The organism is Streptomyces sp. NPDC057694 (genome assembly GCF_042799415.1).
GTDB lineage: Bacteria > Actinomycetota > Actinomycetes > Streptomycetales > Streptomycetaceae > Streptomyces.
Map to the genome: position 1 here is coordinate 1 of NZ_JBHVIX010000008.1, position 25,471 is coordinate 25,471.

Consider the following 25,471-nt stretch of genomic DNA (forward strand, 5'->3'; position numbering starts at 1 on the left):
ACTCACCCTCTCGGGCTTTCCTCCGGGCGCTTCCCTTCGGTATTTCGTGTTTCCGACTCTATCAGACCGTTTCACCGGCCGATTTCCTCGGGGTCTTGCTTCGCTTTCCAGGACCGCTTTCGCGATTTCCTTTCCGGCGACCCGAACTCTAGCAGTCTTTTTTCGCCCTTCTGACCACACCCGTGAGTGCACAGGTCTAGACCAGATGTAGGGTTCGACTCTTAGAGGCCACAGGAGCGGGGTACTTGTCGGTACCTCGTGCTCCCGGGCGGAGGTACGACAGTACATGGGGCGCTGCGCGCGGTGCAAATCGTTTGCGGGGTGCTCTACGTCAGCCAACCGGTACCTCTCGTGCGGAACCGGGACTTTTTATGACTTACGCTTCGAAACGGTACGTCGTCCAGGACAGGCAGTGACGACGACCATCAATCTCCACCCCTGGGAGGCTTGCCATGACCGATGTGACGTCCCCGCTTGCAGGACGCGCCATTGGGCTCTCTGCCGTTCCTGACCCGGTCTTCTCCGGCGCGATGGTCGGGCCCGGCACCGCCATCGACCCTGTGCGTGAGCCTTCCGAGGCCGTCGCTCCCGTCAGCGGCATCGTCGTTTCCCTGCACCCGCACGCCTTCGTCGTCGTGGACGAAGAAGGACACGGTGTGCTGACGCACCTGGGTATCGACACCGTGCAGCTCAACGGCGAGGGCTTCGAGCTGCTCGTGAACAAGGGCGACACCGTGACGCGCGGCCAGGCCGTGGTGCGCTGGGACCCGGCCGCCGTCGAGGCCGCCGGCAAGTCGCCGGTCTGCCCCGTCGTCGCGCTCGAGGCCACCGCCGAGTCGCTCTCCGACGTCGTCGAGTCCGGCGACCTCACGGCGGGCGCGGCACTGTTCGGCTGGAAGTAACAGTGCGCCGTCATTGACGGCCGGCAGGACAACCATCGCGGCGGCTCGGCCGCCGCACTATCGGAGACGGGTGAGATGGAGACAACGCTGCGAGGCGTCGGCGTGAGCCACGGTGTGGCGATCGGCGAGGTTCGGCACATGGGGACGGCGGTGCTCGAACCGCCGGCCAAGCAGATTGCGGCGGAGGACGCGGAGCGCGAGCAGGGGCGCGCCCGTCAGGCCGTCGAAGCTGTCGCGGCCGACCTGATTGCGCGCGGCAATCTGGCCGGCGGTGAGGCACAGGCGGTGCTCGAGGCTCAGGCGATGATCGCTCAGGACCCCGAGCTGATCGCCGATGTCGACCGGCGCATCACGGTCGGCAGTACGGCCGAGCGCGGGATCTACGACGCCTTCTCGCACTATCGCGAGCTGCTGGCCGGCGCCGGTGAGTACATGGCCGGTCGCGTGGCCGACCTCGACGACGTGCGGAACCGTATCGTCGCGCGGTTGCTCGGTGTTCCGATGCCGGGTGTGCCGGACAGCGACGAGCCCTACGTCCTCATCGCCCGCGACCTGGCTCCTGCGGACACCGCGCTGCTGGACCCGACGCTCGTGCTCGGCTTCGTCACTGAGGAGGGCGGACCGACCAGTCACAGCGCCATCCTGGCGCGTGCTCTCGGGGTGCCCGCCATTGTGGCGCTGCCAGGTGCCGGGGAGCTCGCCGAGGGCACCGTCGTCGCCGTGGACGGCAGCACGGGCGAGATCTTCGTCGACCCGAGCGCCGAGAAGCGGGCCGCGCTCGAGGCCTCGGCCGCCGAGCGCAAGGCCGCGCTGTCGGCTTCGACCGGTCCCGGTGCCACCTCGGACGGGCACAAGGTGCCGCTGCTCGCGAACATCGGCGGTCCTGCGGACGTGCCGGCGGCCGTCGAGGCGGGCGCCGAGGGGGTCGGTCTCTTCCGCACCGAGTTCCTGTTCCTCGACGACAGCGCGCACGCTCCGACCGAGGAGAAGCAGGTCGAGGCGTACCGCAAGGTACTCGAGGCGTTCCCCGAAGGACGTGTCGTCGTACGTGTTCTGGACGCCGGCGCTGACAAGCCGCTGGACTTCCTGACCCCCGCCGACGAGCCCAACCCCGCGCTGGGCGTGCGAGGGCTGCGGTCGCTGCTCGACCACCCGGAGGTGCTGCGGACGCAGCTGACCGCGCTGGCGAAGGCTTCCGACGGGCTGCCCGTACACCTTGAGGTCATGGCCCCGATGGTGGCCGACCGTGCCGACGCCAAGGCGTTCGCCGACGCCTGTCGTGAGGCCGGACTGCAGGCCAAGTTCGGCGCGATGGTGGAGATCCCGTCCGCCGCGCTGCGGGCCCGTTCCGTGCTGCAAGAAGTCGAGTTCCTGTCGCTCGGCACCAACGACCTCGCGCAGTACACGTTCGCGGCCGACCGTCAGGTCGGTGCCGTGTCGCGTCTTCAGGACCCGTGGCAGCCCGCGCTGCTCGACCTGGTCGCGCTGTCGGCCGAGGCGGCCAAGGCCGAGGGCAAGAGCTGCGGTGTGTGCGGTGAAGCCGCGTCCGACCCGCTGCTCGCCTGTGTGCTGACCGGTCTGGGGGTCACCTCCCTGTCCATGGGTGCCGCGTCGATTCCGTATGTGCGCGCGACGCTCGGCAAGTACACGCTGGCCCAGTGCGAGCGTGCGGCCGCCGCGGCGCGTGCCGCGGACTCCGCCGACGAGGCGCGCAACGCCGCTCAGGCCGTGCTGTCCGGCGAGTAGTAGCCGGACTGCGGTTCCGTGAAGGGCGCTCCACCTTTGGTGGGGCGCCCTTCACGCTGTTCCGTCGGGTCAGTGCCGATGCCTGCCCTCCGGGCCGGTGGTGTTCACCTCCGGTGCCGTGCAGTAGTCGACGTCGGGCTCCGGCGCGAGCAGGTCTCCGGAGTAGGCGTCGATGCAGTAGGCGTCGAAGACCTGTGCCGCTGTGAGCTGTCGCAGGCTCTCCTCCTTCACCTGCCAGCCGAACACATGGTCCCTCTCCCCCGTCCTGCTGGTCCGCAGGACGAGGGCGCACGCGCTGCCCGTGGCGATGGCCAGGGCGAGCACGGTGGTCAGCTCCATCGTCGTGGTCTCGTCGAGCTGGACGGTGTCCGGCGTGGTGGCATCCACGTGGAGCACCGCCTGGAGCGGTTCTCGGCCTGTGGAGGCGCTGCACACCAGATGGTGGATGCCCTCGCCGATCGTGTCGAGTACGCGGGCGACGAGATAGGAGGCACGCGCGAAGGCGATCCTGCCGATGTCCTGGTGACACACCGCGCAGGGACCCAGGCGGGCGAGGACGGACGACGCGTACGTCCAGGTCGCCTGGCGGACCGCCGCCTCGACGAGGTCGGGGACGAGATCGGCCAGTGGCTGTCCCTCGTACGGAAGGGCCGGGCCGATGGAGGCGAGCTCCGCGGTGAATCGGCCGCGGCTCGTGGCGGTGTCCGGTTCGATGCCGGTCTCCGCGCAGAAGTCCGCGTACTCGTCCGGGTCGAAGAGCGCGACGCTGGTGTGGCTGCCGGACGAGGCCAGGGATTTGAGCAGCCCTTCCACCTGCCGCAGATAGGTCTGGTGGTCCTCGAAGGTGAAGCTGCGGTAGCGCCGCATCGCCGTGAAGTCCTGCTCGTCCGCCAACAGGCCGATGGTTCCGGCCACCTCGCGGCGCAGGATGTGCCGCGAGGTGGTGGTCCTGCCGTGCTGTGTGTTCGCCATGATTCCCCCTGAGCGTACTCGATCAATGCTCACTCAGAGTAATCGTGGCCACTGACAGTGACCTCGGATCCGGCGGTGGTCAGGCGCGCTTGCGGGCGATGTCCTCGTAGAACTTGAGCAGGTCGAGGTTGTCGATGGAGCCCGGGTTCACCGCCTTTTCCAGGGGGGTTCCCTGGAGGAGGCGCTTCACCGGTACCTCGATGCGCTTGCCGGTGAGGGTGTGGGGGACGCCGGGGGCTTCGATGATCTCGTCGGGGACGTGACGGGGTGAGAGCTGTTCGCGGATGACCTGCTTGATGCGGGAGCGGAGGTCGTCGTCGAGGACCGCGCCGGGCGCGAGGTGCACGAAGAGTGGCATCCAGTAGCCGCCGTCGGGCTGTTCGAGGCCGATGACGAGGGACTCGCGGATCTCGGGGAGTCGCTCCACGGCCTCGTAGATGTCGGCCGATCCCATCCGGACGCCTTGGCGGTTGAGTGTGGAGTCGGAGCGGCCGTGGATGACGACGGAGCCCCGCGAGGTGAGGGTGATCCAGTCGCCGTGGCGCCAGACGCCGGGATAGGTGTCGAAGTAGCTGTCGTGGTAGCGGCTGCCGTCCGGGTCGTTCCAGAAACGGATCGGCATGGACGGCATGGGGTTGGTGACGACGAGTTCGCCCACTTCGTCGATGAGGGGATTGCCCTGCGGGTCCCATGCCTGGACGTCCGTGCCGAGGGCGGGAGCCTGGAGTTCACCGATGTGGACCGGGAGGGTGGCGACGGCTCCGGCGAAGCAGGAGCAGACGTCGGTGCCGCCGCTGACCGAAGCGATCCAGAGGTCGTGCCGGACCTCGTCGTGGAGCCAGCGGAAGCCGTCGGGCGGGAGGGGCGAGCCTGTGGTCGCCACGCAGGTGACGCGGGACAGGTCATGGTCGCGCGAGGGGTGCACGCCCGCCTTGCGGCAGGCCATGACGTAGGCGGCGGAGGTGCCGAAGAGCGTCGCGCCGGTGCGTTCGGCGATGGCCCACTGGGCACCGGTGTCCGGGTAGCCGGGGCTGCCGTCGTAGGTGACGATCGTGGTGCCGGTGAGCAGTCCGGAGACCAGGAAGTTCCACATCATCCAGCCCGTGGACGTGTACCAGAAGAACCGGTCGTCGGGGCCCAGGTCGCAGTGCAGGCCGAGCTGCTTGAGGTGCTCGACGAGGATGCCGCCCTGCGACTGGACGATGGCCTTCGGGAGGCCGGTCGTGCCCGAGGAGTACAGCACCCACAGGGGGTGGTCGAACGGCACCTCTTCAAAGACGGGCGCCACGTCGTTCGACGTGAGGGCGGCCCATTCGAGGGCGTCCTCGGGGGCCTCGGTGCCGAGCAGGGGGATGTGGACCACTGCGCGCAGGGAGGGCAGTGCGGAGCGGAGTTCGGCGACGGTGTCGCGTCGGTCGTGCTCCTTGCCGCCGTAGCGGTATCCGTCGACGGTGAACAGGACGACCGGCTCGACCTGCTGGAAGCGGTCCAGGACGCTGCGGGCGCCGAAGTCGGGGGCGCAGGAGGTCCATACGGCGCCGACGGCGGCGGTGGCGAGCAGGGCGACGACCGCTTCGGGGATGTTGGGCAGGTAGCCGCTGACGCGGTCGCCGGGGCGGACGCCGAGGGTGCGCAGTTCCGCGGCCAGTGAGCCGACCTGGCGGCGCAGCTCCGTCCAGGTGACGGGGCGGGGCTCCTGCGTCTCGTCCACGTGGAGGATGGCGGCGGTGTCGGCCCGTGCGGGGTCCTCCGCCGCGCGCAGTGCGTGTTCGGCGTAGTTGAGGGTGGCGCCGGGGAACCACTCGGCGCCCGGCATGGAGCGGCTGCCCAGTACGCGCGCGTAGGGGTGGGTGAAGCGCACGTCGAACCAGTCGGTGACGGCTTTCCAGAACGTCTCGAGTTCGGTCACCGACCAGCGGTGCAGCGCCTCGTAGCCGCCTTCGGCGGGTGCTCCGTGGTGTTCGGCCGCCCAGGTCTGGAAGCGGGTGATCTGCGCTTCGGCGATCTGTTCCCGATCGGGCTGCCAGAGCGGCGAGGGGTTCGCAGTGTCCATGGGGCGGCTCCCGGAAGTACGCGGCGTGAGCGTTCTTGGCGCGCACGGGCTGGGGTGTGCGCGTGACGCGGCTGACAGGGACGATGCCACGTGATCGACTTCGGCACCAGGGCGTCCGCCACATAGTCCGTGTCGCGAAGATGTGCCGGCGCCACTGGTGAACGGCAGTTGAACGCGGCACGCGCGCGGGGCAGTCAGTGGCAGGGTGAGCAGCATGAACGGTCGTGACCTGGTGCGCTCGCTGAAAGCGGTTTCTCAGGTGGGCGCCGCCCAGGGACTGCGGGTTGTGCGTGCCTCGTGGCGGCATCGCCGGGCGGACTCGGCGGGGTTGCCGGAGCAGGGGCAGGCACGGGCTCGGGTGCCGGGGCGTGTGGTCGGGGTGGAACCGGCGCCCGGTGGTGGTCGGGTGCTTTTCGCCCGCTCCGTGCTGCGGATCCTGGTCACGGTGAACGGGGCCGTCTTCTGGGGGTGGGACGGGGCCGACCCTGAGCCCTCGTACGCACTGGCCGGGGTGTGTCCCGAACCGGACTCCCGCGTGACGCTGGAGCCGGACAAGGACGGCGGGTGGCGGGTGGTCGCCGAGCGCGCGACGGTGACGGTGTCCCGGCACGGTGCCGTCGAGTTGTGCACTCCGGGCGGTGTGCTGCTGCGCCGCGATCTGCCGCCGCGCTGGTGGGAGCTCGATGGCGGTGGCGAGGCGCGCTGGGCGCAGCGGTCGGAGGTCGCCGCGGACGCGCGGTTCTTCGGTCTCGGGGCACGTCCTTCGGGGCCGCGGCTGCGCGACGGCAAGTACCGGATGTGGAACACGGCTTCGCACAGTGCGTTCGGTCCGGGGGACGATCCGCTGTCCATCACCATGCCGGTGCAGTTGGTGGTCGCCGACGCGGGGACGCACCTGGTGTTCCACGACACGTCGTGGGACGGCACGGTCGCCCTCCGCGAGGGGCGTGAGGGGGACGGGTCGGGGCACGACAGCGCCGGATCCTGCGAACTGCGGATGCGTGGCGGGCCGTTGCGGTGCTGGGCCGTGGTGGGCACTCCGTCGCGTGTGGCGCAGGGGTGGACGCAGCTGACCGGTGGCGCCGCGGTGCCGCCTTCCTGGGCGCTGGGGCACCAGCACGCCGTCCGGGGTTTCGGTGACGAGTCCGGTGCTGAAGGGGAGGTGCGCCGTGTGGTGGCCACCCATAAAGAGCACGGGTTGCCCCTGGACGCGGTGCATCTGGACATCGATCACCACAGGGCGCGGCAGGGTCCGGAACTCCGTGACGATCCGCCTCGCTCCTTGCGCCGGCTGGCGGACGAGTTGCTCGCCGACGGGGTGCGTCTGGTGTCCGTCGTCGGTCCCGGGGTCGGTCCGCGGCGGGGCGACGCCGTGTACGACAGCGGACGCGCGATCGACGCCTTCGTGCGCGACACGGCGGGCAGAGCGGTGCGGGGCGTCGTTCCGGGCGGTGAGTCGGTGTACCCGGATTTCACCGCCGAGCGGGTGCGGAAGTGGTGGGGCGGGCTGTACGAGGCGCGGCTCGCCCAGGGCTCGTCGGGGTTCTTGCACGACGTGAGCGAGCCGCTGTCCTTCGCGGCGTTCGGGGACCGTTCGCTACCGCTGTCGGCCCGGCACGATCTCGACGGCCGCGGGGCCGACCACCGGGAGGTGCACAACGTCTATGGGCTGTGCATGGCGCGGGCGGGTTACGAAGGGTTGCGTGAACTGCATTCACGGGAGCGGCCCTTCGTGTGCTCGCGTTCGGGCTGGGCCGGGATGCAGCGCTACGGAGGGAGCTGGTCCGGTGGGGTCGCGACCGGCTGGCCCGGTCTGCGGGCCTCGCTCTCGCTCGTCGTCGGGCTCGGTCTGTGCGGGGTGCCGTACGCGGGTCCGGATGTGGGCGGCTGCGACGGGGAGCCGTCCCCCGAGCTGTTCCTGCGCCGGATCCAGCTGGGCGCCTATCTGCCGCTCTTGCGCACGCATTCGGCGCTGCGCGCGGGCCGGCGCGAGCCGTGGCCGTTCGACGACGTGCTCGGGCACGCGCGCGTGGCGCTGCATGAACGCCGACGCCTGCTGCCCTACTTCATGACGCTCGCTCACTTCGCCCGGCGCACCGGTGCTCCGTACGTGCGTCCTTTGTGGTGGGCGGCGCCGGAGGACCGGGCGCTGCGGGACTGTGAGGACGCGTTCTTGTTGGGTGACTCCTTGCTGGTCGCTCCGGTGTGGGGGCCCGGGGTCAGGCGCAGGGACGTCCTTCTGCCGCAGGGGCGGTGGTACGACACGGTGACCGGTGAGGTGTTCGACGGTCCGGGGCGGGTGTCGGTGAGCGCCCCTCTGTCGCGGATTCCGGTCCTCGCGCGCGCGGGCGACGTGGTTCCGGTGCGCGGCGACGGCGGGGGGATCGCCCTGGAGGTCTGGGCTCCGGCGCCCGGACGCACGGGCGGCGGTTACGTCGTCGCGGACGCCGGGGAGGGCTGGGAGGAGCCGGAGGTCGAGCGTTACCGGGTGCACCGCAGCGGGGAGCGGGTCGTCGTCGAGCGCGACGCCGAGGGTGGTGGGCAGCCTCCGCACCCGGTGCGGGTGCGGGGCCTGTGACAGCCGGCCCGTCTGCCTTCAGCGGTGCGGCCGCTCCGGGGACCGGTTACATGTAGCGGCCTTCGAACCACGCCCGGGCCGCCACCGTGTGCAGCGGGAAGGCGAGTTCGGCCGGGCGGCGCAGGAGGTGCCATCCGTCGGTCTCGTCCGTGGGGGCGCTCGTGGGCAGCTGGGCGACCGGGCGTTCGGGCAGCAGGCCGAAGAGGAGGAGATGGCCGTCCGGGGCGCTCATGGCGTCCATGAGGCGCACGTCGCGGGTTGCCGCGTCGATTCCCGTCTCTTCCCTCAGTTCGCGGACGACGGCGTGCCGCCAGTCCTCCCGGTCGTCGATGAAGCCGCCGGGCAGGGCGACCTCGCCGCGCGCGGGCAGGATGGTGCGGGTGATCACGACGAGGGCGGTGCCGGTCGTGTCGTACACGGGCTGCAGCGCGATCGCCACGGGCAGCGGGTTGCGATAGGCGACGGAGTCGCAGGCGGGGCAGGTGCGCGGCCAGCCGCGTACGCCGGTCCCGTAGGCGGCTCCGCAGCTCGAACAGTGCGAATCCGGAACGGGGTTGACCGTGGGGTGGGTTGATGCGGGCACGGCGCGGACTGTATCCGATCACCGGGGTTCGGTCTTCCCCTGTGGGCCTGCCGCCTGATAGACGCAGGGCCATGACTCGAACTGCCGCCGCTCTGCGGAAACTCGTTGCCCTCACGGCTGCCGCGCTGCTCGGTACGGCCGCCGCCCCCTCGGTCGCGCAGGCGACTCCCGATCCCAAGGCGCCCAAGGAGTTCGTGGCGCTCCATGACGTCGATCCGACGATCGTGCAGGAGATCCGCTACTTCACGGCGCACAACTTCGTGGGTGAGCCGATCGACGGCTACAAGAAGCCGATGTGCATCCTGACGAGACCGGCCGCCGAGGCACTCCACAAGGCGCAGGCCGGGCTTCTGAAGCGGGGCTACTCCCTGAAGGTCTACGACTGTTACCGGCCGCAGCGGGCCGTCGACCACTTCGTGCGGTGGGCCGAGGACCTCGACGCCGAGCAAATGAAGGCGGAGTTCTATCCGCAGGTGGACAAGACGCGGCTGTTCGCGGACGGGTACATCGCCGAGAAGTCCGGCCACAGCCGTGGCTCCACCGTCGATCTGACGGTCGTGAAGCTGCCGGTCCTGCCCACCCGTCCGTATCTGCCGGGCGAGCCGCTCAAGGCCTGCTACGGGCCGCAGAAGGACCGCTTCCCCGACAACTCCGTGGACATGGGGACAGGGTTCGACTGCTTCGACACACTGGCGCACACCGACGATCCCCGCATCGAGGGAGTGCAGCGAACCAATCGTGACCTGCTGCGGAACGCGCTCTCGGGTCAGGGTTTCGTCAACCTGCCCGAGGAGTGGTGGCACTTCACCTACAAGCCCGAGCTGTTCCCGGACACGTACTTCGACTTTCCCCTCTCGCGGAGGTCGCTGACCGGGCACTGATCCGCCCGCGGTTCTGCGGGACCCCTGACGGCGGGCGGTCGCCCGTGGCACACTTCTGACGTTCCGTCAGATTCGGTGTCGGGAGGGTTCGTGACGCGTACGCGCACACCGGTGGTGGCCGGTTGGTTCACCGGTGACGGTGAGGACTTCCGCCTGTTGGGGACGCGCTGTTCGGCCTGTGCGTCCGTGTACTTCCCTCGGGAGAACGGGGCCTGCCGCAATCCCGGGTGCGCGGGCGGCGACCTGGTCGAGGTGCCGCTGTCGCGGCGCGGACGGATCTGGTCGTACACCGACGCGCGCTACCGACCGCCGCACCCGTACGCCTCGGACCGGGAACTTCCCTGGGAGCCGTACACGTTGATCGCTGTGGAGCTCGCCGCTGAGCGATTGGTGGTGCTCGGGCAGGGGGTTCCCGGGGTGTCCGTGGCCGATCTGGAGATCGGCATGGAGGTGGAGGTCGTACCGGGGCTGCTCAGCGAGGACGGGGACGAGGCGAGCGGTACGGCCTGGACGACATGGCACTGGCGGCCGGCGGGGGTGACGGCATGACGGGGGACGTGGCGGTGCTCGGCGCGGGCATGCATCCCTGGGGCAAGTGGGGGCGCAGCTTCGTCGAGTACGGGACGGCGGCGGCGCGGGCGGCGCTCGCCGACGCGGGGATCGGCTGGCGGGAGGTCCAGTCGGTGGTCGGCGCCGACACGGTGCGCGGCGGGTATCCGGGGTATGTCGCGGGGGCTACGTTCGCGAAGGCTTTGGGCTGGCAGGGCGCCCGCGTGACCAGCGTGTACGCGGCGTGCGCCTCGGGGGCGCAGGCCATCGCCACGGCGCGGGCGCAGATCCTCGCGGGGCTCGCGGACGTCGTGCTCGTTGTCGGCGCCGATGCCGCGCCCAAGGGGTTCTTCCGCCCGGCCGGGGGTGATCGGCCGGACGATCCCGACTGGCTGCGGTTCCGCGTGCTCGGCGCCACCAATCCGACGTACTTCGGCCTGTACGCACGCCGTCGGATGGCCGTGCACGGTGACACGCTGGAGGACTTCGCCCAGGTCAAGGTGAAGAACGCGGCCTGTGGGGCGCTCAATCCGCTGGCCCGCTACCGCAAGCCCGTGTCGGCCGACGAGGTGGCCGCCTCCGCCGTCGTCGCCGATCCGCTGCGGCTTCTGGACATCTGCGCCACGTCGGACGGCGGCGCGTCGCTGGTGCTGTCCAGCATGGAGTTCGCGCGGCGGCACGGAGTCACCGATCCCGTACGGATCCGGGCCGTGTCCACCGTGACGCCCACCTATCCGAACACCGTGCTGGATCTGCCGGACATCGCCACGGACTCGGCCGCGGGGGCTGAGCCGGACGGCCCCTCCTTCCGGTCCTCCATCGCCCGCGCCGCCTATGAGGAGGCCGGCATCGGACCCGAGGAGTTGTCGCTCGCCGAGGTCTACGACCTGTCCACCGCACTGGAGTTGCAGTGGTACGAGGATCTCGGGCTGTGCGCCGAAGGGGCGGCGGCCAAGCTGTTGCGCGAGGGGGCGACGGCGCCCGGCGGCCGCATACCCGTGAACGTCAGCGGTGGGCTGGCGTCCTTCGGGGAAGCGGTGCCGGCTCAGGCCATCGCCCAGGTGTGCGAGCTGACCTGGCAGTTGCGGGGCACGGCCGGGGCACGGCAGGTGGCCGGAGCCCGGGTCGGGATCACGGCCAACCAAGGGCTCTTCGGACACGGTTCGTCGGTCGTGGCGGTGCGCTGAGCGGCGGAAGGGTGCGCTGCGTGAACAGCGCGTACACCCAGACGGGCCGACAAGGCGCTTCGCGCACTTCAGCGGAGTGCCGCCGAACGGCGTTCGGGAGACGGCACTTGAGGGAGTGATTGCCCCCGGTTAACCGTTGCGGTCGGCGACCTTGACGCTCCAGTACGGCCGGTGAACACTTCCGGGTGTCAGTCGGCATCGCCGCATGACGGCCCACCTCTGACGCCCCGGGGCCGCTCCCTGTCCCCGAGGCGTTTCCTGCCCGGTTGTGGCAGGTCAGGGCCGCTCCCCCACGCGCGGTTCCGGCTGTGCGGGCACGCTCGTCACGGACGCCGGGCAGGGCACGGATCTTCCCTGGTCTCGGCCGAAGTAGCCAGAACCAGCCAGGGGAGACACCCCTGTGCGCAGGACCCGGGCGCCCTGCCCCGGGCGAGGGGCTAGGAGCCGCTATGCACAGCAACGGAGACATCTTCGTCGGTGAGGTCATCGGCACCGCCATTCTGATCCTGTTCGGCGCGGGCGTCTGCGCCGCCGTCACCCTGAAACACTCCAAGGCAAGAGCCTCGGGTTGGATCGTCATCGCGTTCGGCTGGGGGTTCGGCGTGCTGGCCGGCGCGTACACGGCGGCTCCCCTGTCGGGCGGCCATCTCAATCCCGCCGTCACCCTCGGCATCGCCATTGACACCGGCGACTGGGACCAGGTCTGGGTCTATCTGTGCGGCCAGATGGTCGGCGCCATGCTGGGCGCCGTCCTCGCCTACCTGGTGTATCTCGCGCAGTTCAACGCCAACGTGGGTTCCGGCGCCGAGAGCACGGCGGCCGACGACGACGGCCCGCTGCCGACGCTCGGGATCTTCTCCACGATCCCCGAGATCCGTAATCCGGTCGCGAACCTGCTCACCGAGGTCATCGCGACGATCGCGCTCGTGCTGCCCATTCTGGCGTTCGGGCTCACCAAGGGCCTGGGCGAGTCGGGGACGACGGCGCTGATCGTGTCGCTGCTGGTGGTCGGCATCGGTCTGTCGCTCGGCGGACCGACGGGGTACGCCATCAACCCCGCGCGTGACCTCGGCCCGCGCATCGTGCACCAGTTCCTCCCCATCCCCAACAAGGGCACCTCCGACTGGGGTTACGCCCTCGTCCCGGTCGTCGGGCCGCTGATCGGCGGCGCGCTGGCGGGGGTCATCTACAACGCAGCGTTCTGAAGCGCGGCCGCGGAATCGTTCCGGCCCCGCTTCCGCGGCGTTCAGAGACCCGATCCACGTACGACCGTCTTCTCACGAAGGGGTAGCCATGCCCGAGACTTCCGTGAAGTACGTAGCCGCGATCGATCAGGGCACCACATCGAGCCGTTGCATCATCTTCAACCACGACGGCGAGATCGTCGCCGTCGACCAGCGCGAACACCGCCAGATCTTCCCCAAGCCCGGCTGGGTGGAGCACGACGCCACGGAGATCTGGTCCAAGGTCCAGGCGGTCGTGGCCGGCGCGATCGCCAAGGCGGGCCTGCGCCCCGACCAGCTCAGCGCCCTCGGCATCACCAACCAGCGGGAGACCACAGTCCTTTGGGACCGCGCGACCGGGAAACCGGTGCACAACGCCATCGTGTGGCAGGACACGCGGACCTCGGCGCTCTGCAACGAACTGGGCGGCACCGACGGGCAGGACCGGTTCCGCGAGCAGACCGGTCTGCCGCTCGCGAGCTACTTCTCCGGGCCCAAGGCCGCCTGGCTGCTGGACAGCGTGCCGGGGCTGCGGGCGCGCGCCGAACGCGGCGAGATCGCCTTCGGGACGATCGACTCGTGGCTGATCTGGAACCTGACCGGCGGCACCGACGGCGGTGTGCACGTCACCGATGTGACCAACGCCGGGCGCACCATGCTGATGAACCTGGAGACCCTTCAGTGGGACGCCTCGATCCTCTCGGCGATGCGGATACCCGAGGCGGTCCTTCCGGAGATCCGTTCGTCGGCCGAGGTATACGGCACGGCGGTCGGGCAGCTGTCCGGTGTGCCGGTGGCCTCGGCGCTGGGTGACCAGCAGGCCGCCGTGTTCGGGCAGGCCTGCTACGACACGGGCACGGCGAAGAACACGTACGGCACGGGCAGCTTCCTGCTGCTCAACACCGGCAACCGGCCCGTTCCCTCGAAGAACGGGCTGCTCACCACCATGGGGTACAAGATCGGCTCCGAGGCGCCGGTGTACTGCCTCGAAGGGTCGATCGCGATCACCGGGGCGCTCGTCCAGTGGTTCCGCGACCAGCTCGGCATCATCAAGACCGCCGACGAGATCGAGACGCTGGCCGCGAGTGTGGACGACAACGGCGGGGCGTACATCGTGCCCGCGTTCTCCGGCCTGTTCGCGCCGTACTGGCGCTCCGACGCGCGCGGTGTGGTCACGGGCCTGACCAGGTACGTCACCAAGGCGCATCTCGCGCGGGCCGTGCTGGAGGCGACGAGCTGGCAGACCCGCGAGGTCGTCGACGCGATGTACCAGGACTCCGGGGTGCGGATCACGACCCTGAAGGTCGACGGCGGCATGACGAAGAACAACCTGCTGATGCAGCACCAGGCGGATGTGCTCGACGTGCCGGTGATCCGGCCCAAGGTGTCGGAGACGACGTGCCTGGGCGCCGCCTACGCGGCCGGGCTCGCGACGGGAGTCTGGAACGACCTGGACGAGCTGAAGGCGCACTGGCAGCGCGACGTCGAGTGGACGCCGTCGATGGACGCGCGGACCAGGGATCGCGAGTACCACAACTGGCACAAGGCGGTGGAGAAGAGCCTCGGCTGGCACGAGGACGGTGAGTAGGCCCCGACACCGTCTTCTGGGCCACTGGCCCGTGGCCCAGTAGACGCACAAGAGACGCACATAGGCACGCGCGCGTAGTGGCGAAACACCTCGCTACGCGCGCGTGCCCCTGCGTGACGAATCAGGTGACGGCCGGCTCGCGGCGCTGCGCGGACACGGCCGCGGCGTGCTCGACCACGCGGATGAGCACGTTCTTCACGGAGTCCTTCTCGCGCGCGTCGCACAGCACCACCGGTACGGCGGGGTCGAGGTCGAGGGCCTGGCGCACCATGTCGATCGGGTAACGGGACGCGCCCTCGAAGCAGTTGACGCCGACGACGAACGGGATGTCCCGCCGTTCGAAGTAGTCGATGGCGGCGAAGCAGTCCTCGAGCCGTCGGGTGTCGGCGAGGACGACGGCCCCCAGCGCGCCGGTCGCGAGCTCGTCCCACAGGAACCAGAAGCGGTCCTGGCCCGGTGTGCCGAAGAGGTACAGGACCAGGTTCTCGCGAACGGTGATCCTGCCGAAGTCCATGGCCACCGTGGTGGTGTGCTTGCCCTCGACGCCCTGGGTGTCGTCCACCGGGCGGCCCGCCTCGCTGAGCAGTTCCTCCGTGCGCAGCGGCCGGATCTCGCTGACCGCGCCGACGAGCGTCGTCTTGCCCACGCCGAACCCGCCGGCCACCAGGATCTTGAGCGTGACGGGCTCGACGGGGCCCCTGCCGCGCTCGGAACGCCCGAAGATCATGGGTTGTCTCTCCTGACTCACAGGTTCTGATCGTGCTGCGTACGGTCGGTCGGCCGCAGGGGTGTTCACATGGCTGTTCACATGGGGCTGTTCACCGGGATGTTCACAGGGCTCTCAAGCCGTCGATCACATCGCGCAGAATGCTTTCGTCGGGCAGTTCCGCCGGTGGGACCGGGCGGGTCACATGGACCAGCTCGTCGTCGACGAGATCGCCTATCAGGACGCGGACGACCCCGATGGGCAGATCGAGCTCCGCGGCGAGTTCCGCCACCGACTGCGGGCTGTCACGGCACAGTTCGACGATGTCGACGTGTTCCGGTGACAGTGTCTGGTCGGCCACCGGGTCGCCGCCGCGGGCTTGCGCGACGACGACCGCGATCAGGTCGAGACGGTGCTGACCCGCACTGGTGGTGCGGCCGCGTGTCATGGCGTACGGACGCACGACAGGCCCGGCGTCGTCGTCGAACCAGTGGTGCGTCTCCTGCGTCCCCTGACCGTCTGCGCTCATGCCAGCCCACTACCCTCCGGCGGGTGGATCCGTGCGCGGCGCCGTCGCCAGATGTGCGCCCACGCGCTTGACCAGCAAGGTCATCTCGTAGGCCACGAGGCCGACATCGGAGTCCGCGTCCGACAGAACGGCGAGGCAACTGCCGTCGCCCGCCGCGGTGACGAAGAGGAAGGCGTCGTCGAGTTCGACCACCGTCTGCCGGACGCCGCCCGCGTCGAAGTGCCGGCCCACGCCCTTGGCGAGGCTGTGGAAGCCGGAGGCGACGGCGGCGAGGTGCTCGCTGTCCTCGCGGGTGAGGTCCTGGGAGACCCCGGTCGGCAGTCCGTCCCCGGAGAGCACGAGCGCCTTGCGAATACTGGCTACGCGTTCCACCAGATCGTCCAGAAGCCAGTTCAGCTCACCCGAACCCCCGGGGCTGGTGTGCGCGCTGGCCTTCGGTGCGGTCATCGACCGTCCCCCTCAGATGTCGTTCCCTGTGCTGTGCCGTCGGCGCTCTCGTCGCTTGTGGCGTGCTGGTCGCCGACGGCGTTGTGGTCAGTCGTGGTGGTCTCGTCACCCGAGGCCGTTCGGCCGGTGGCGGCGGTTCCGTCGCTCGTGGCGGTTCGGTCGTCCGTGACGGTTCCGCCGCCCGTGACGGTTCCGTCGTCCTCGGCGTTCTCCTCGCGGCCGCGTCGCCAGCCGCTCTGGAGAGAGGCCATCCGGCTGCGTACCTCGTCGGCGTCCCGCTCTGCAGGTTCCGCGGAGGCCGTCTCGTCCGGGTCTGTGGCCCGGTCGCCGCGCAGGTCGGGTCCGTCCTTCAACTGCGGGGCCAGACTCGCCTGCCGTACGCGACGGGGCAGACCACCCGGGGCGGCGGGGGCGGTCGGAGACAGCGGGGCCGGGGCGGCGGCGGGCTCGGTGGCGCGGGCGCGTCGCCCGGGCAGGTCGGCCGGCGGCGGTGGCGTACCGGTGTCGCGCAGCCGGTTCTCGCCGTTCCGGTCGTGCCGTTCACCGGCCCCGGCGCCCGTACGGTCGTTCTCCCCCGGCCGGGTGTGGGTGACGGGCCTGCCGTGCGAGCTGACCAGCTTGGGGGTGCGCCGGCGGGGCAGCGGCACGAGGCCGCCAGGGGCCTTGTCGTGGTCGCCGTCACTGCCCCGGCGCGGGCCGAAGACGCTGTCGCGGTCGGCCTCGTCGGCCTGCTGGTGCTGTTCGCCGGGGGTGCCGGCCACGGGGCGGCGGGGGCGGAAGAGGGCGCCGCGCTCGCTGTCGTCGTCGCCCAGAGCCCCGGGGAACGGGGTCATGTCGGAGGTGGCCAGCGGCGCCTCCAGCTCCACCGGGCCGTCGAGCAGCGACGGCGGCAGGCCCGGCAGACCTTCGGAGGCGGTGAGGCTCCGGCCGCGCTGAGCGGCCGGTGTGCGGCGCACCGCCTCGGGCCGGTCCAGGCGGAACCCGGCGCCTTCGGTGTCCGTCGCCTCCGTGAGCAGGGAGTCCGGGATGAAGACGACAGCGGTGGTGCCGCCGTAGGGGGACGGCTGGAGGGATACCCGTACGTTCTGTCGCTGGGCGAGCCGGCTGACCACGAACAGGCCGAGCCGGTCGGTGTCGGAGAGTTCGAACTCGGGGGTCTCGGCGAGCCGCAGGTTGGCGTCGAGCAGTGCGTCGGCGGCCATGCCGAGGCCGCGGTCGTGGATCTCCAGGGTGAAGCCGTTGGCGACGCTCTCGCCGAGTACCTGCACCGCGGTGTGCGGGGGCGAGAACACCGTGGCGTTCTCCAGGAGTTCGGCCACCAGGTGGGTGAGGTCGGCGACGGCGGGCCCGGTCACCGCGATCCGCGGCAGCCGGCGTACCTCGATCCGCTCGTAGTCCTCCACCTCGGCGACGGCGGCGCGCACGATGTCCATCAGCTGGACGGGCTTGCGCCACTGCCGGGACGGGGCGGCACCGGAGAGGATCACCAGTCCTTCCGCGTGCCGGCGCATGCGCGTCGTGAGGTGGTCGAGGCGGAAGAGATCGGCGAGCTCGTCGGTGTCCTCGGTCCTGCGCTCCATGGCGTCGAGGAGGCTGAGCTGCTTGTGCAGCAGTACCTGGCTGCGGCGGGCGAGGTTGACGAAGACCTCGGAGACGCCGCGGCGCAGCTCGGCCTGTTTCACGGCGGCTTCGACGGCGGACCGCTGGAGTGTGTTGAGGGCCTGGCCGACCTGCCCGATCTCGTCCTTGTCGTACGACAGGCGCGGCGCCTCGGTCTCCACGTCGACCTCCTCCCCCGCGGCGAGGCGGCGCATCACGCTCGGCAGCCGCACGCCGGACGCCTCGTGCGCCTCCAGACGCAGGCGGCGCAGGTCGCGCACGAGACCGCGGCCGATGCGGAGCGACAAGAAGACGGAGTACAGCAGCGCGAGCAGGCCGAGTACGCCGGCGATCCCGGCCCGGACGAAGACCTGGACGGCGACGGGCCTGGCCCGCTCCTCGTAGTGCTCGGCGGCCTGGGTGTTCCGGCTCTCCAGGGTGTGCAGCACATGGCTGGACGCCTTGTCCCAGCTCTCGACGGTGACGCCCTTCGGTGTGCCGGGCCTGCCGTCCACCACGGCGTTCTCGGCGGTACGCAGCGGGGCGGTGTCGGCGCTCCTCAAATACCGCTGGAAGCGGGAGCGTTCGTCGTCGGGGAGGAGGGCGAGGTTGGTCTCGTAGAGGAGGGTGCGCTGGGCGATGAGGTCGGAGACCTGGCGCAGTTCGTCCTGGGTGAGCCGGCGGGCGACGAGGCCGGAGCCGACCAACGCGTCTTCCTGGGCCATCAGTTCGCGCGCCTGGACCAGTCCGACGACGGCGCGTCCCTCGCGTTCCACCTGGGCGTCGTCGAAGGAGACGACGCCGAGCAAGAAGTCGTGTGTCGGTTCGATGAGGCGGTTGTAGAAGGTGAGGGCCTGGCCGCGGGTGACGGTTCCCTCGTCGACGTTGCGGCGCAGGGATTCGATGCCCTCGAATCCCTCGACGGCCGTGTCCAGGGTCGCGCGTGTGCCGCCGTCCATCTCGCCGCGGAGATCGGCGTCGCGGGCCTTCTCCTTGATCTCGCCCATGGCCTCGTCGGAGGCGCCGCGCTTGGCCCGCAGGGCGGACTGGGCGTCGGAGGCACGGGGATCCGCGAGATAGACGAGTGTCTGGCGGCGCTCCTCCTGAAGGACGCGACCGGTCTCGGCCAGGGGGTAGCCGATGTCGTCGGCGACCTTGCCGGCCGAGAACATCTCCAGCGCAGCGCGTCCCGTGATCACTGAGGCGAAGGCCCAGATGGCTGTCAGGGACAGCAGCGGCACCATCAGCAGCGCCACGATCTTCCGGCGGATGGACTTCCCGCGAAAGCGCATGGCCTCCCCCAGATCGGCCCCCTGCGGTCGGTCAGGGGCACACATGTGCGTCAACAAGCGGCGCGAGCCTACTACTGAGACAGGACCAACTCGAAGGCCTGTCCGGATGCTGTCCGACACGTCTTTGGTGCGGACGTCCGTAGTTGTCCTGTCATTGGGTGAGATTGCGGCCCGGGATTCAATCAATCTAGAGCGATCACAATCGGCCCCGCTTCGCGCAGAGTTGGCCTGAATTTTTCGCCTGCCGCCGGAACTCGGCGGAGCCGGTGGGGCGGTGGCGAGGTTCTGGGATCTTTCGGTTCGGGATCGGGAATCTTCGGACCGTGCCGTTCGTCGTACATCACAGGGCGGGACGGGGGCATGCGCAGGGAGCCGGGCGCGCGGCACACGCGGCGTAAAGGTGATCAAACCGGGCAGTCAATGTGCAGGCCGATGCGGGGGCATCAGGACCGAGGCCCGGGAGCGGCGGGGAGTGATGCAGTGATGAGTACGGCGGGGCAGCGCGAACTGTGGGTCGAGGAGCCGGCGAAGCGACGCCGGATGCCCGACCCTGTGCGGACGGCGGCGGTACGGGCGGCGCTCATAGCCTCGCTCACCCTGATCCAGGCGATGGTCGCGACCCTGTGCACACTCGCGGACTCCTGGCTGGCCTTCCCCATGGTGCTCAGCAGCGTGGGCAGCACGGTGGTGGCGACCTGGGGAGTCCTGGACGTCTGGGTGACGCGCCAGGTGTGGAACCAGCGCAACGGCGTGGTGTCGGTCCCGGCCAGCACGGCCCGACGGCTGCGAAGAGAGCGCCGCCAGGCCCGCCGCGCGGCACGCTCCGGCGGGCGGGGCACGAAGAACATACGGACGCACGGCGGGACCGGGCAGCTGACGCATACGTGAGGCGTCATCGGGGGGCAGGGGGCACCTTCCCCGCCTGCCCCACCGGCCGCCCATGCCGACGGCCGCCTGCCCCGCCGGGCAGCTCCGTCCTTGGTCAGCTCGGTGAAGGCTGAGACTGCGGCTGCGGCTTCAGTTCAGGGCGCTTGAACATCCGGGTGGCCGTGATCTCGCCGTGCACCGTCTCCCCCTCCGGATCCTGCTGCGGCAGGCCCGGACGCAGGTGCTCCTCCACGCTGATGTACTTCAGCCCCGCCCGGAGGTCCGCGTCATTGCGCAGCCGGATCACGAGGGGGAACTCGGCGAGCGCCGTCGTGTCGAACAGGCCGGTGGTGTAGAGGAGTTGGACGCCCAGCGCGTCGGAGACGGCACGCTGGAGCTCCAGGAGGTACGTGGCGTTGGCGCGGCCGATCGGGTTGTCGAGGAACAGCGTGCCCGCGTGGCGGTGCTTGTCGCGGCCCCGGTCGTTCGAGCGCAGTGCGGCCATCGTGCAGTACAGGGCGATGGCGGCGGTGAGCAACTGACCGCCGGAGAACACGTCGCCCATCTGACCGACGGGGACACGCTCGGCACGCAGCACGGCGTCCGGCTTGAGGATCTCCACGGCGACGCCCTTGGGCTGCAGGGCGGCGCTGACTCCGCGCAGCAGCAGGGACATGCCGTCGCGGCGCAGGTCGGAGTTCTTCTTGACGGCGGCGCGGGTCGCTTCGTCGATGACCTCGCCGAGGCGCTCGGTGAGGGTGGCCTGGTCGGGCTCCTCGAAGCGGATCCGCAGGAACTCCTGACCGGACCACTCGCCGAGTCCTTCCGGCAGCCGGGACAGCCGCTGGGCCGAGCGCAGGGTGGCGAGCGACGACTCGACGAGTCCGCGCAGCCGGTCGACGATCGAGTCCCGGTTCCGCTCAAGCTGGGCCAGCTCGTCGGTGAGGACACGCAGCCGGGGGGCGAACGCGTCGGCCCACTTCTGCGCGTGCTCCGGCAGCGCGGCGGCGGGCAGCTCCCGGATCTGCTGACGGGCGGGGGTGCGCACGGCCTCGTACCGCGTGGCGTTCGCGTGCCGTACGAGGATGTCGCTCGCCTCGCGGACCGCGGCCTCGGCGCCGGACAGGTCGGTGGCGCAGCCGCGCAGGGAGCGCCGGGTCTCGCCGGTGGCGGTGCGGGCCTCCTCCAGGCTGCCCGGGTAGGGCTCGGGCTCGTCCTGCTCGTCGGTGTCGGCGGTGTGGTCGCGGAGCAGGTCGCGCAGGAGCGCCGCCGTCTCGTCGAAGCCGCCGGCCCCGTCCTCCGCGGTGCGGTGCGCGTCGAGGAGTTCGGTGTGGGCGGCGCGGGCGGTCGCCAGGGCGTCGGTGCGCACGGCCAGTTCGGTCGTGGCGGTGCGCAGCAGCGACTGGGCCTGCTCGGCGTCGGCCGGGACCTGCTCGTCGGGCAGTTCGGTGTGCGCGGTGCCGTCCTCGGGCGCGTGCCGCTCCGCCTCGCCGCGCAGCCGTCCGAGCTGCTCGCTCCCGGTGGAGGCGCGGGTCTCCAGGAGCTGTACGTGCTCGTCGGCGCGGGCCGCGGCGGCCTGCCGGGACGGGCCGTCGGCGCCCTCAGGTGACTCCAGGAGGGCGGCGGCGCGGGTGCGCACCTTGTTGGTGAGCCGGTTCAGGTCGGCGAGTGCGGCGCTCTCGTCGCTCTCGGCTCGCGCCTGCTCGGCCCGCAGATCGGCGCCGACGCCGACCTTCTCGTACACCTGGGACGCGGCCCGGTAGGCCTCGCGCAGGGCGGGCAGCGACGTTTTGGGGGCCTCCCCCTCGGGTACGTCGTCGGGGGCTCCGGCGATCTCGGCGCGCTCGGCGCGCAGCGTGCGGGCGGTGCGGTGGGCGTCGTCGGCGGAGCGCTGGGCGGCGCGCCGGTCCTCGTCCGCGGCGCGGGCCCCTTCCAGACGGGTCTGGGCGCGGGCCTCGAACTCGACGGCCTCGTCGGCGAGTTCACGGACCTTGGCCTGCCAGGCGGCGCGCTCGCGCAGCCGGTAGGCGAGTCCGGCGAGCGCGTCGGCGGCGCGGCGGGCCTTCTGCGCGGCTTCCTGCCGCTCGTCACGGACCCGGGTGGCTTCGGCGGCGATCTCGTCGGCCTCGGCGCGCGCGGTGCGGGCCTCGGCGAGTTCGGCCTCGGCCTCCTCGGCGAACGCCCGGGCTTCCCGTGCGACGTCGGCCAGTTCGGTGAGGTATCCGGCCGGGCAGCCGGAGCGCCAGGAGCCGAGCCGGGCGGCCAGCTCGCGGTCCTTGGCGAGGCGTCCGGCGAGGGCGCGGATGTCCTCGTCGCGGCGGGCGGCCCGCTCGCGCAGTGCCTGCCGCTCCTCGTCGGCGGCGTGCTCGTCGTGCATGGCCGGGTTCGGCGGGACGAGAAAGACGCCCTCGTCGGAGGCGTTCTCCGCCGGGGTCGGGGCGAGGAGGGCGGCGGCGGTGCCGACGGCGACGGCGGACCGCGGCAGCAGCGCGGCGCCGGCGAGGGCCTCCCTGGCCCGGATGTGGGAGTTCGGGTCGGTGATGATGACGCCGTCGACCAGCTCGGGCCGGGCGGCGAGCACGCGCGCGTGGTCGGCCGGGTCGACGGACTGGGCGAGGTAGCGCCAGCCGGGCAGGGCCGGGATGCCGTGCTCGCCGAGGAACTCGACGGTGGCGAGGACGTCCGGGCCCGGCGGCAGCAGGCCGCCGTCGCCGAGGGCGCCCAGGATGCGGGAGTCGTCGGCCGCGGCGGTGCGCAGGTCGAACAGCTGTCGCTCCGCGGAGGCCACGGAGTCGTCGAGGAGGGTCTTGAGGTCGTCGGCGGCGCGGTCGAGGTCGTCGGTGGTGAGGGGCGCGTCGGCTGCCCCGGCGGGGGTCCGCCCGCCCTCGGGGGCCTGCAACGGCCCGTTGACCCCCAGCAGTTCGGCCAGTCGCTCCTCGGCGGCGAGGGACGCGGCGGCCCGGTCCTCGGCCTGGTGGGCGCTCTCGGCGGCGCTCGCGGCGTCGGCGGCGCGGGCCGCGGTCAGCTCGGCGCGAGCCTCGGTGGAGGCGGTTTCCCTGGCCTGCTCGGAGGCGCGGCGGGCGGCCTCCCGGGCGGTGTCCCAGGCGGCGACGGTGGTCTTCTCTGCGTCGGCGGCGGCGAGCGCGGCGCGGGCCGGGTCGGCGTCGGGCGCGCTGTCGTCGAGCCAGCCGGCCCGGACGGCCTCGGCGGTCTCCTGCTCGACCTCGCTGAGCCGCTGGCGCAGGTGGCCGAGCTCGCTGCGGGCGCGCTGGGCGTCGGTGGCGGCGGCGGTCGCGTCCCGGTGCGCGGTCTCGCCGGCTTCCTGGAGGACGGCGGAACGCTCCTCCTCCTCGTTCGCGTGGCTCTCCGCGCGCTCGGCGGCGCTGTGCAGGGCCCGGACGAGATCGAAGGCCGCCTTGGCGCGGGCGGCGAGCGCGGGGGCCGCGTCCCGCTCGGCCTCGCGGATGGCGACGGCCACGCGTGCGGAGCGGTCGGCCGCGGCGCGGTGGCGCAGGACGGCCTCGGCGGCCTGCCAGGCGGAGTGCAGCGTACGGGCGTCGGCCAGCTCGCGCTTCTGCGCGGCGGCGGCCTTCTCGGCCCCGGCGAGCGCCAGCGAGGCGTGCCGGTAGGCGAGTTCGGCGGAGATCAGGGCGCTGCGCTCACGCGCGGACTCGGCCTCGGTGACGGTGTGCGCGGCGGCGGTGACCTGCTGGGCGAGGTCGCCGGTGCGGCCGCGCTCGACGGCGGCGCGGGCGGAGAGGCGCCGGGCCAGGGTGCGCGTACGGCGCTCTGCGCCTGCGTGGATGTCCCGCGCGCGTGCCCGCGTGTCGGCCGCCTCCACGATCCGGGTCAGCAGGTCCACGGAGCCGGCGGTGAAGTCGCGCTCGGCCATCAGCTCGGAGCGCCGGCCCAGCTTGTTGCCGAAGCCGCCGACCAGGTCGGCGAGGCCGTCGGTGTCCCGGGTGTCGGTGACGGCGCGCAGCAGCAGGTCGGTGAAGTCGGAGTCCTTCTTGACGGCGAAGAGTCCTGCGGCCTCGCCCTCGTCCGCGTTCATCTCGCGCTGGTAGCGGAAGAGTTCGGGGTCGAGGCCGAGGTCGCCCAGGTGTTCGTTCCACCGGTCGTGGATCTCTTCCCAGTGCACTTCGAGGTGCGGGTAGGCCTTGCCCGCCTCGACGAGCGCGTCGCGGAAGCCCTTCATGGTGCGGCGGCGGCCCTGGGCGCTGGAGGCGCCCTCGACGATGGGTCGTACCGCGGTGGACTCCGCCACCGGCAGGGCGTCCAGGCTCATCCCGGGGCCGGGCCGGAAGGAGTACCAGGCCTCGGCGAACTTCCGCGGGTCGTTGGAGACCTGGCGGCCCCGCCATTCGCTGACCTTGCCGACGACGACGCATTCGCCGGTGAGGGTGTGCTGCCACTCCAGGGCGACGTGTCCGCAGTCGTCGGCGAGCAGGAACTTGCGCAGCACGCCGGAGCTGGCGCCGCCGAGGGTGTTGCGGTGGCCCGGCAGCATCACCGAGAAGATCAGCTTGAGCAGGACCGACTTGCCGCCGCCGTTCTCCAGGAAGAGCACTCCGGCCGGCGCGGGGCGGCGCGGCGGGCCGACGGGCTCGTCCTCGAAGAACTCCGCCTGGGTGGGCGCGGGGTCGGGCACGGGCGCGCCGACGCCCCGCAGGTCGAGCACGGTGTCGGCGTAGCGCGCGCCGGCAGGCCCGATGGAGTAGAGGCGAACCCGGGACAGCTCGTACATGGCGGACTCTCGTGGTAGGTACGGAAGTTCAGAAGATTCGGCAGGTTCGCGATCAGGAGTGGAACGGCAGGCCCGCGTCGGCGACGAGGTCGCCCGCGTCCTCGTCCATCGGCGGGGCCAGGCTCGCGGATCCGTCCGTGACGGCCACGACGCCCAGGTCGAGCAGTTCGGCCATGGCGGCGGTGCCCGCCATGTCGCGGACCTGGAGCTGGTAGCGGGCCGTGGTGCGGTAGGTGCCGCCGCCGTCGTCGCCGGTTCTCTGCAGGAATCCGGAGTCGGTGAGGAAAGCGACGGCCTTGGCGACGATGCCGGTGGTCGAATTGGCCAGGCGGCGGGTGTCCTTGGTGGCGCCGGTGGAGCTGCGCCGGGCCCAGATCCGCCAGGCGGCCTCCAGTCCTGGGGCGTCGGTCGCCGGGTCGGTGTTCTCGCCCTGCTCCTCGGCCCGCTCCTCCAGCTTGCGGCAGGCCTGCCGGACGAACGCGTCCACGCCGTTGACACTCACGCGTCCGATGTAGCCGTCGTCGGCGAGGTCCTCGGGGCGCGGGAAGGCGAGCGCGGCGACGGCGAGATGGGCGAGGCCGTGCAGGAAGCGGTCGGTGGAGTCGGCGGCGGTCCGGCGCGCGTAGTCACCCATCCGCACCGCGAACACGGAGTCCTCGGCGGCGGTCACGGCCATGCCCGCGCGCGGGGACACCTCCAGGACGACGAGCCCGAGCCCGGAGGCGACGGCGTCGGCGAGGCGCGCGAACGCCGGGTCCTCGCGGTAGCGGCGCAGCAGCTCCTGGTACTCCTGGTCGCGGGAGGGCTGGAGCTTGGGCTGGAGACCGAAGGCGACGAGCCGCGCGGCGTCGGCTGCGTCGGCCGGGGTGATCGGGGCCGCGGCCTTGACCGGGCCGGACGCCTCGGGCTCGCCCCATTCGGCGTGCTCTTCGGGGTGCTCGGTCACGGGCGGGGCTCCTTGATCGTTCCTACGTACATCCGGCGCGAGCCGTACATCTGGCGCGAGCCGTCCATCCGGCGCC

General features: G+C 71.5%; 18 protein-coding genes. 9 read left to right on the forward strand and 9 right to left on the reverse strand.

The genetic code is table 11. The features are described 5' to 3' along the window. The first annotated feature begins 452 nt into the window (after positions 1–452). Positions 453–902 carry a PTS glucose transporter subunit IIA gene (locus tag ACFVDP_RS19320; RefSeq protein WP_383490963.1) on the forward strand — a complete coding sequence of 150 codons (450 nt, stop codon included), beginning with the start codon at positions 453–455 and terminating at the stop codon, positions 900–902. A gap of 75 nt (positions 903–977) precedes the next feature. Next, positions 978–2,648, forward strand: a complete 1,671-nt coding sequence (gene ptsP / locus ACFVDP_RS19325; RefSeq protein ID WP_383490965.1) for a phosphoenolpyruvate--protein phosphotransferase — start codon at positions 978–980, stop codon at positions 2,646–2,648. Positions 2,649–2,717: 69 nt separating this feature from the next. Here ptsP and ACFVDP_RS19330 read toward each other — a convergent pair whose 3' ends face one another. Next, entirely contained in the window at positions 2,718–3,620 is a 903-nt protein-coding gene (locus ACFVDP_RS19330; protein WP_383490967.1) for a hypothetical protein, read from the reverse strand. Between the two features lie 79 nt (positions 3,621–3,699). Next, complete coding sequence (locus ACFVDP_RS19335) at positions 3,700–5,673, reverse strand: acetoacetate--CoA ligase (RefSeq protein WP_383490969.1); 1,974 nt, start codon at positions 5,671–5,673, stop codon at positions 3,700–3,702. 214 nt (positions 5,674–5,887) lie between these two features. Between ACFVDP_RS19335 and ACFVDP_RS19340 the strand changes: the two genes are divergently transcribed. Then, positions 5,888–8,251 (forward strand): glycoside hydrolase family 31 protein, encoded by a 2,364-nt coding sequence (locus ACFVDP_RS19340; protein WP_383490971.1) that lies wholly within the window; start codon positions 5,888–5,890, stop codon positions 8,249–8,251. Positions 8,252–8,297: 46 nt separating this feature from the next. On the opposite strand, the gene ACFVDP_RS19345 is transcribed toward ACFVDP_RS19340, so the two are convergent. Then, entirely contained in the window at positions 8,298–8,834 is a 537-nt protein-coding gene (locus ACFVDP_RS19345) for an NUDIX domain-containing protein (RefSeq protein ID WP_383490973.1), read from the reverse strand. 71 nt (positions 8,835–8,905) lie between these two features. Between ACFVDP_RS19345 and ACFVDP_RS19350 the strand changes: the two genes are divergently transcribed. The 5 genes from ACFVDP_RS19350 (at position 8,906) to glpK (ending at position 14,262) form a co-directional block, all read left to right on the forward strand. After that, positions 8,906–9,715 carry a M15 family metallopeptidase gene (locus ACFVDP_RS19350; protein WP_383490975.1) on the forward strand — a complete coding sequence of 270 codons (810 nt, stop codon included), beginning with the start codon at positions 8,906–8,908 and terminating at the stop codon, positions 9,713–9,715. Positions 9,716–9,826: 111 nt separating this feature from the next. After that, positions 9,827–10,264 (forward strand): Zn-ribbon domain-containing OB-fold protein, encoded by a 438-nt coding sequence (locus ACFVDP_RS19355; RefSeq protein WP_383491485.1) that lies wholly within the window; start codon positions 9,827–9,829, stop codon positions 10,262–10,264. Next, the gene (locus tag ACFVDP_RS19360) at positions 10,261–11,451 is read left to right on the forward strand and encodes a lipid-transfer protein (protein ID WP_383490977.1); all 1,191 of its coding nucleotides are present in this window, start codon (positions 10,261–10,263) and stop codon (positions 11,449–11,451) included. Before ACFVDP_RS19355 ends, ACFVDP_RS19360 begins: the two co-directional genes overlap by 4 nt. A gap of 449 nt (positions 11,452–11,900) precedes the next feature. Beyond that, on the forward strand, positions 11,901–12,656 hold the full coding sequence (locus tag ACFVDP_RS19365; RefSeq protein WP_383490979.1) for an MIP/aquaporin family protein: 756 nt from the start codon (positions 11,901–11,903) through the stop codon (positions 12,654–12,656). 88 nt (positions 12,657–12,744) lie between these two features. After that, the gene (gene glpK / locus ACFVDP_RS19370; protein ID WP_383490981.1) at positions 12,745–14,262 is read left to right on the forward strand and encodes a glycerol kinase GlpK; all 1,518 of its coding nucleotides are present in this window, start codon (positions 12,745–12,747) and stop codon (positions 14,260–14,262) included. A 121-nt stretch (positions 14,263–14,383) separates the two neighbouring features. On the opposite strand, the gene ACFVDP_RS19375 is transcribed toward glpK, so the two are convergent. The 4 genes from ACFVDP_RS19375 to ACFVDP_RS19390 form a co-directional block, all read right to left on the reverse strand. Beyond that, positions 14,384–14,989: an ATP/GTP-binding protein gene (locus ACFVDP_RS19375; RefSeq protein WP_383490983.1), complete on the reverse strand. Its 606-nt coding sequence runs from the start codon at positions 14,987–14,989 to the stop codon at positions 14,384–14,386. A 103-nt stretch (positions 14,990–15,092) separates the two neighbouring features. Then, complete coding sequence (locus ACFVDP_RS19380; protein WP_383490985.1) at positions 15,093–15,497, reverse strand: DUF742 domain-containing protein; 405 nt, start codon at positions 15,495–15,497, stop codon at positions 15,093–15,095. A 9-nt stretch (positions 15,498–15,506) separates the two neighbouring features. Continuing rightward, a complete protein-coding gene (locus ACFVDP_RS19385) occupies positions 15,507–15,944 on the reverse strand; it encodes a roadblock/LC7 domain-containing protein (protein ID WP_383490987.1) in 438 nt (145 codons plus the stop codon). Then, a complete protein-coding gene (locus ACFVDP_RS19390) occupies positions 15,941–18,835 on the reverse strand; it encodes a nitrate- and nitrite sensing domain-containing protein (RefSeq protein WP_383490989.1) in 2,895 nt (964 codons plus the stop codon). The genes ACFVDP_RS19385 and ACFVDP_RS19390 overlap by 4 nt, the downstream gene beginning before the upstream one ends. A gap of 420 nt (positions 18,836–19,255) precedes the next feature. On the opposite strand from ACFVDP_RS19390, the gene ACFVDP_RS19395 reads away from it, so the two are divergent. After that, positions 19,256–19,723, forward strand: coding sequence for a hypothetical protein (locus ACFVDP_RS19395; protein ID WP_383490991.1), 468 nt, complete (start codon positions 19,256–19,258; stop codon positions 19,721–19,723). A gap of 94 nt (positions 19,724–19,817) precedes the next feature. Here ACFVDP_RS19395 and ACFVDP_RS19400 read toward each other — a convergent pair whose 3' ends face one another. Together ACFVDP_RS19400 and ACFVDP_RS19405 are read right to left on the reverse strand one after the other, a co-directional pair. Further along, the gene (locus ACFVDP_RS19400) at positions 19,818–24,449 is read right to left on the reverse strand and encodes a hypothetical protein (protein WP_383490993.1); all 4,632 of its coding nucleotides are present in this window, start codon (positions 24,447–24,449) and stop codon (positions 19,818–19,820) included. A gap of 52 nt (positions 24,450–24,501) precedes the next feature. Next, positions 24,502–25,395: a hypothetical protein gene (locus ACFVDP_RS19405; protein ID WP_383490995.1), complete on the reverse strand. Its 894-nt coding sequence runs from the start codon at positions 25,393–25,395 to the stop codon at positions 24,502–24,504. Between the last annotated feature and the right edge of the window lie 76 nt (positions 25,396–25,471).

What these genes read in the sequence shown, in the direction of transcription:
- ACFVDP_RS19320 (WP_383490963.1), top strand. Translation starts at nt 453, where the DNA reads ATGACCGATGTGACGTCCCCGCTTGCAGGACGCGCCATTGGGCTCTCT.
- ptsP (WP_383490965.1), top strand. Translation starts at nt 978, where the DNA reads ATGGAGACAACGCTGCGAGGCGTCGGCGTGAGCCACGGTGTGGCGATC.
- ACFVDP_RS19330 (WP_383490967.1), bottom strand. Translation starts at nt 3,620, where the DNA reads ATGGCGAACACACAGCACGGCAGGACCACCACCTCGCGGCACATCCTG.
- ACFVDP_RS19335 (WP_383490969.1), bottom strand. Translation starts at nt 5,673, where the DNA reads ATGGACACTGCGAACCCCTCGCCGCTCTGGCAGCCCGATCGGGAACAG.
- ACFVDP_RS19340 (WP_383490971.1), top strand. Translation starts at nt 5,888, where the DNA reads ATGAACGGTCGTGACCTGGTGCGCTCGCTGAAAGCGGTTTCTCAGGTG.
- ACFVDP_RS19350 (WP_383490975.1), top strand. Translation starts at nt 8,906, where the DNA reads ATGACTCGAACTGCCGCCGCTCTGCGGAAACTCGTTGCCCTCACGGCT.
- ACFVDP_RS19360 (WP_383490977.1), top strand. Translation starts at nt 10,261, where the DNA reads ATGACGGGGGACGTGGCGGTGCTCGGCGCGGGCATGCATCCCTGGGGC.
- ACFVDP_RS19365 (WP_383490979.1), top strand. Translation starts at nt 11,901, where the DNA reads ATGCACAGCAACGGAGACATCTTCGTCGGTGAGGTCATCGGCACCGCC.
- glpK (WP_383490981.1), top strand. Translation starts at nt 12,745, where the DNA reads ATGCCCGAGACTTCCGTGAAGTACGTAGCCGCGATCGATCAGGGCACC.
- ACFVDP_RS19375 (WP_383490983.1), bottom strand. Translation starts at nt 14,989, where the DNA reads ATGATCTTCGGGCGTTCCGAGCGCGGCAGGGGCCCCGTCGAGCCCGTC.
- ACFVDP_RS19380 (WP_383490985.1), bottom strand. Translation starts at nt 15,497, where the DNA reads ATGAGCGCAGACGGTCAGGGGACGCAGGAGACGCACCACTGGTTCGAC.
- ACFVDP_RS19385 (WP_383490987.1), bottom strand. Translation starts at nt 15,944, where the DNA reads ATGACCGCACCGAAGGCCAGCGCGCACACCAGCCCCGGGGGTTCGGGT.
- ACFVDP_RS19390 (WP_383490989.1), bottom strand. Translation starts at nt 18,835, where the DNA reads ATGCGCTTTCGCGGGAAGTCCATCCGCCGGAAGATCGTGGCGCTGCTG.
- ACFVDP_RS19395 (WP_383490991.1), top strand. Translation starts at nt 19,256, where the DNA reads ATGTGCAGGCCGATGCGGGGGCATCAGGACCGAGGCCCGGGAGCGGCG.
- ACFVDP_RS19400 (WP_383490993.1), bottom strand. Translation starts at nt 24,449, where the DNA reads ATGTACGAGCTGTCCCGGGTTCGCCTCTACTCCATCGGGCCTGCCGGC.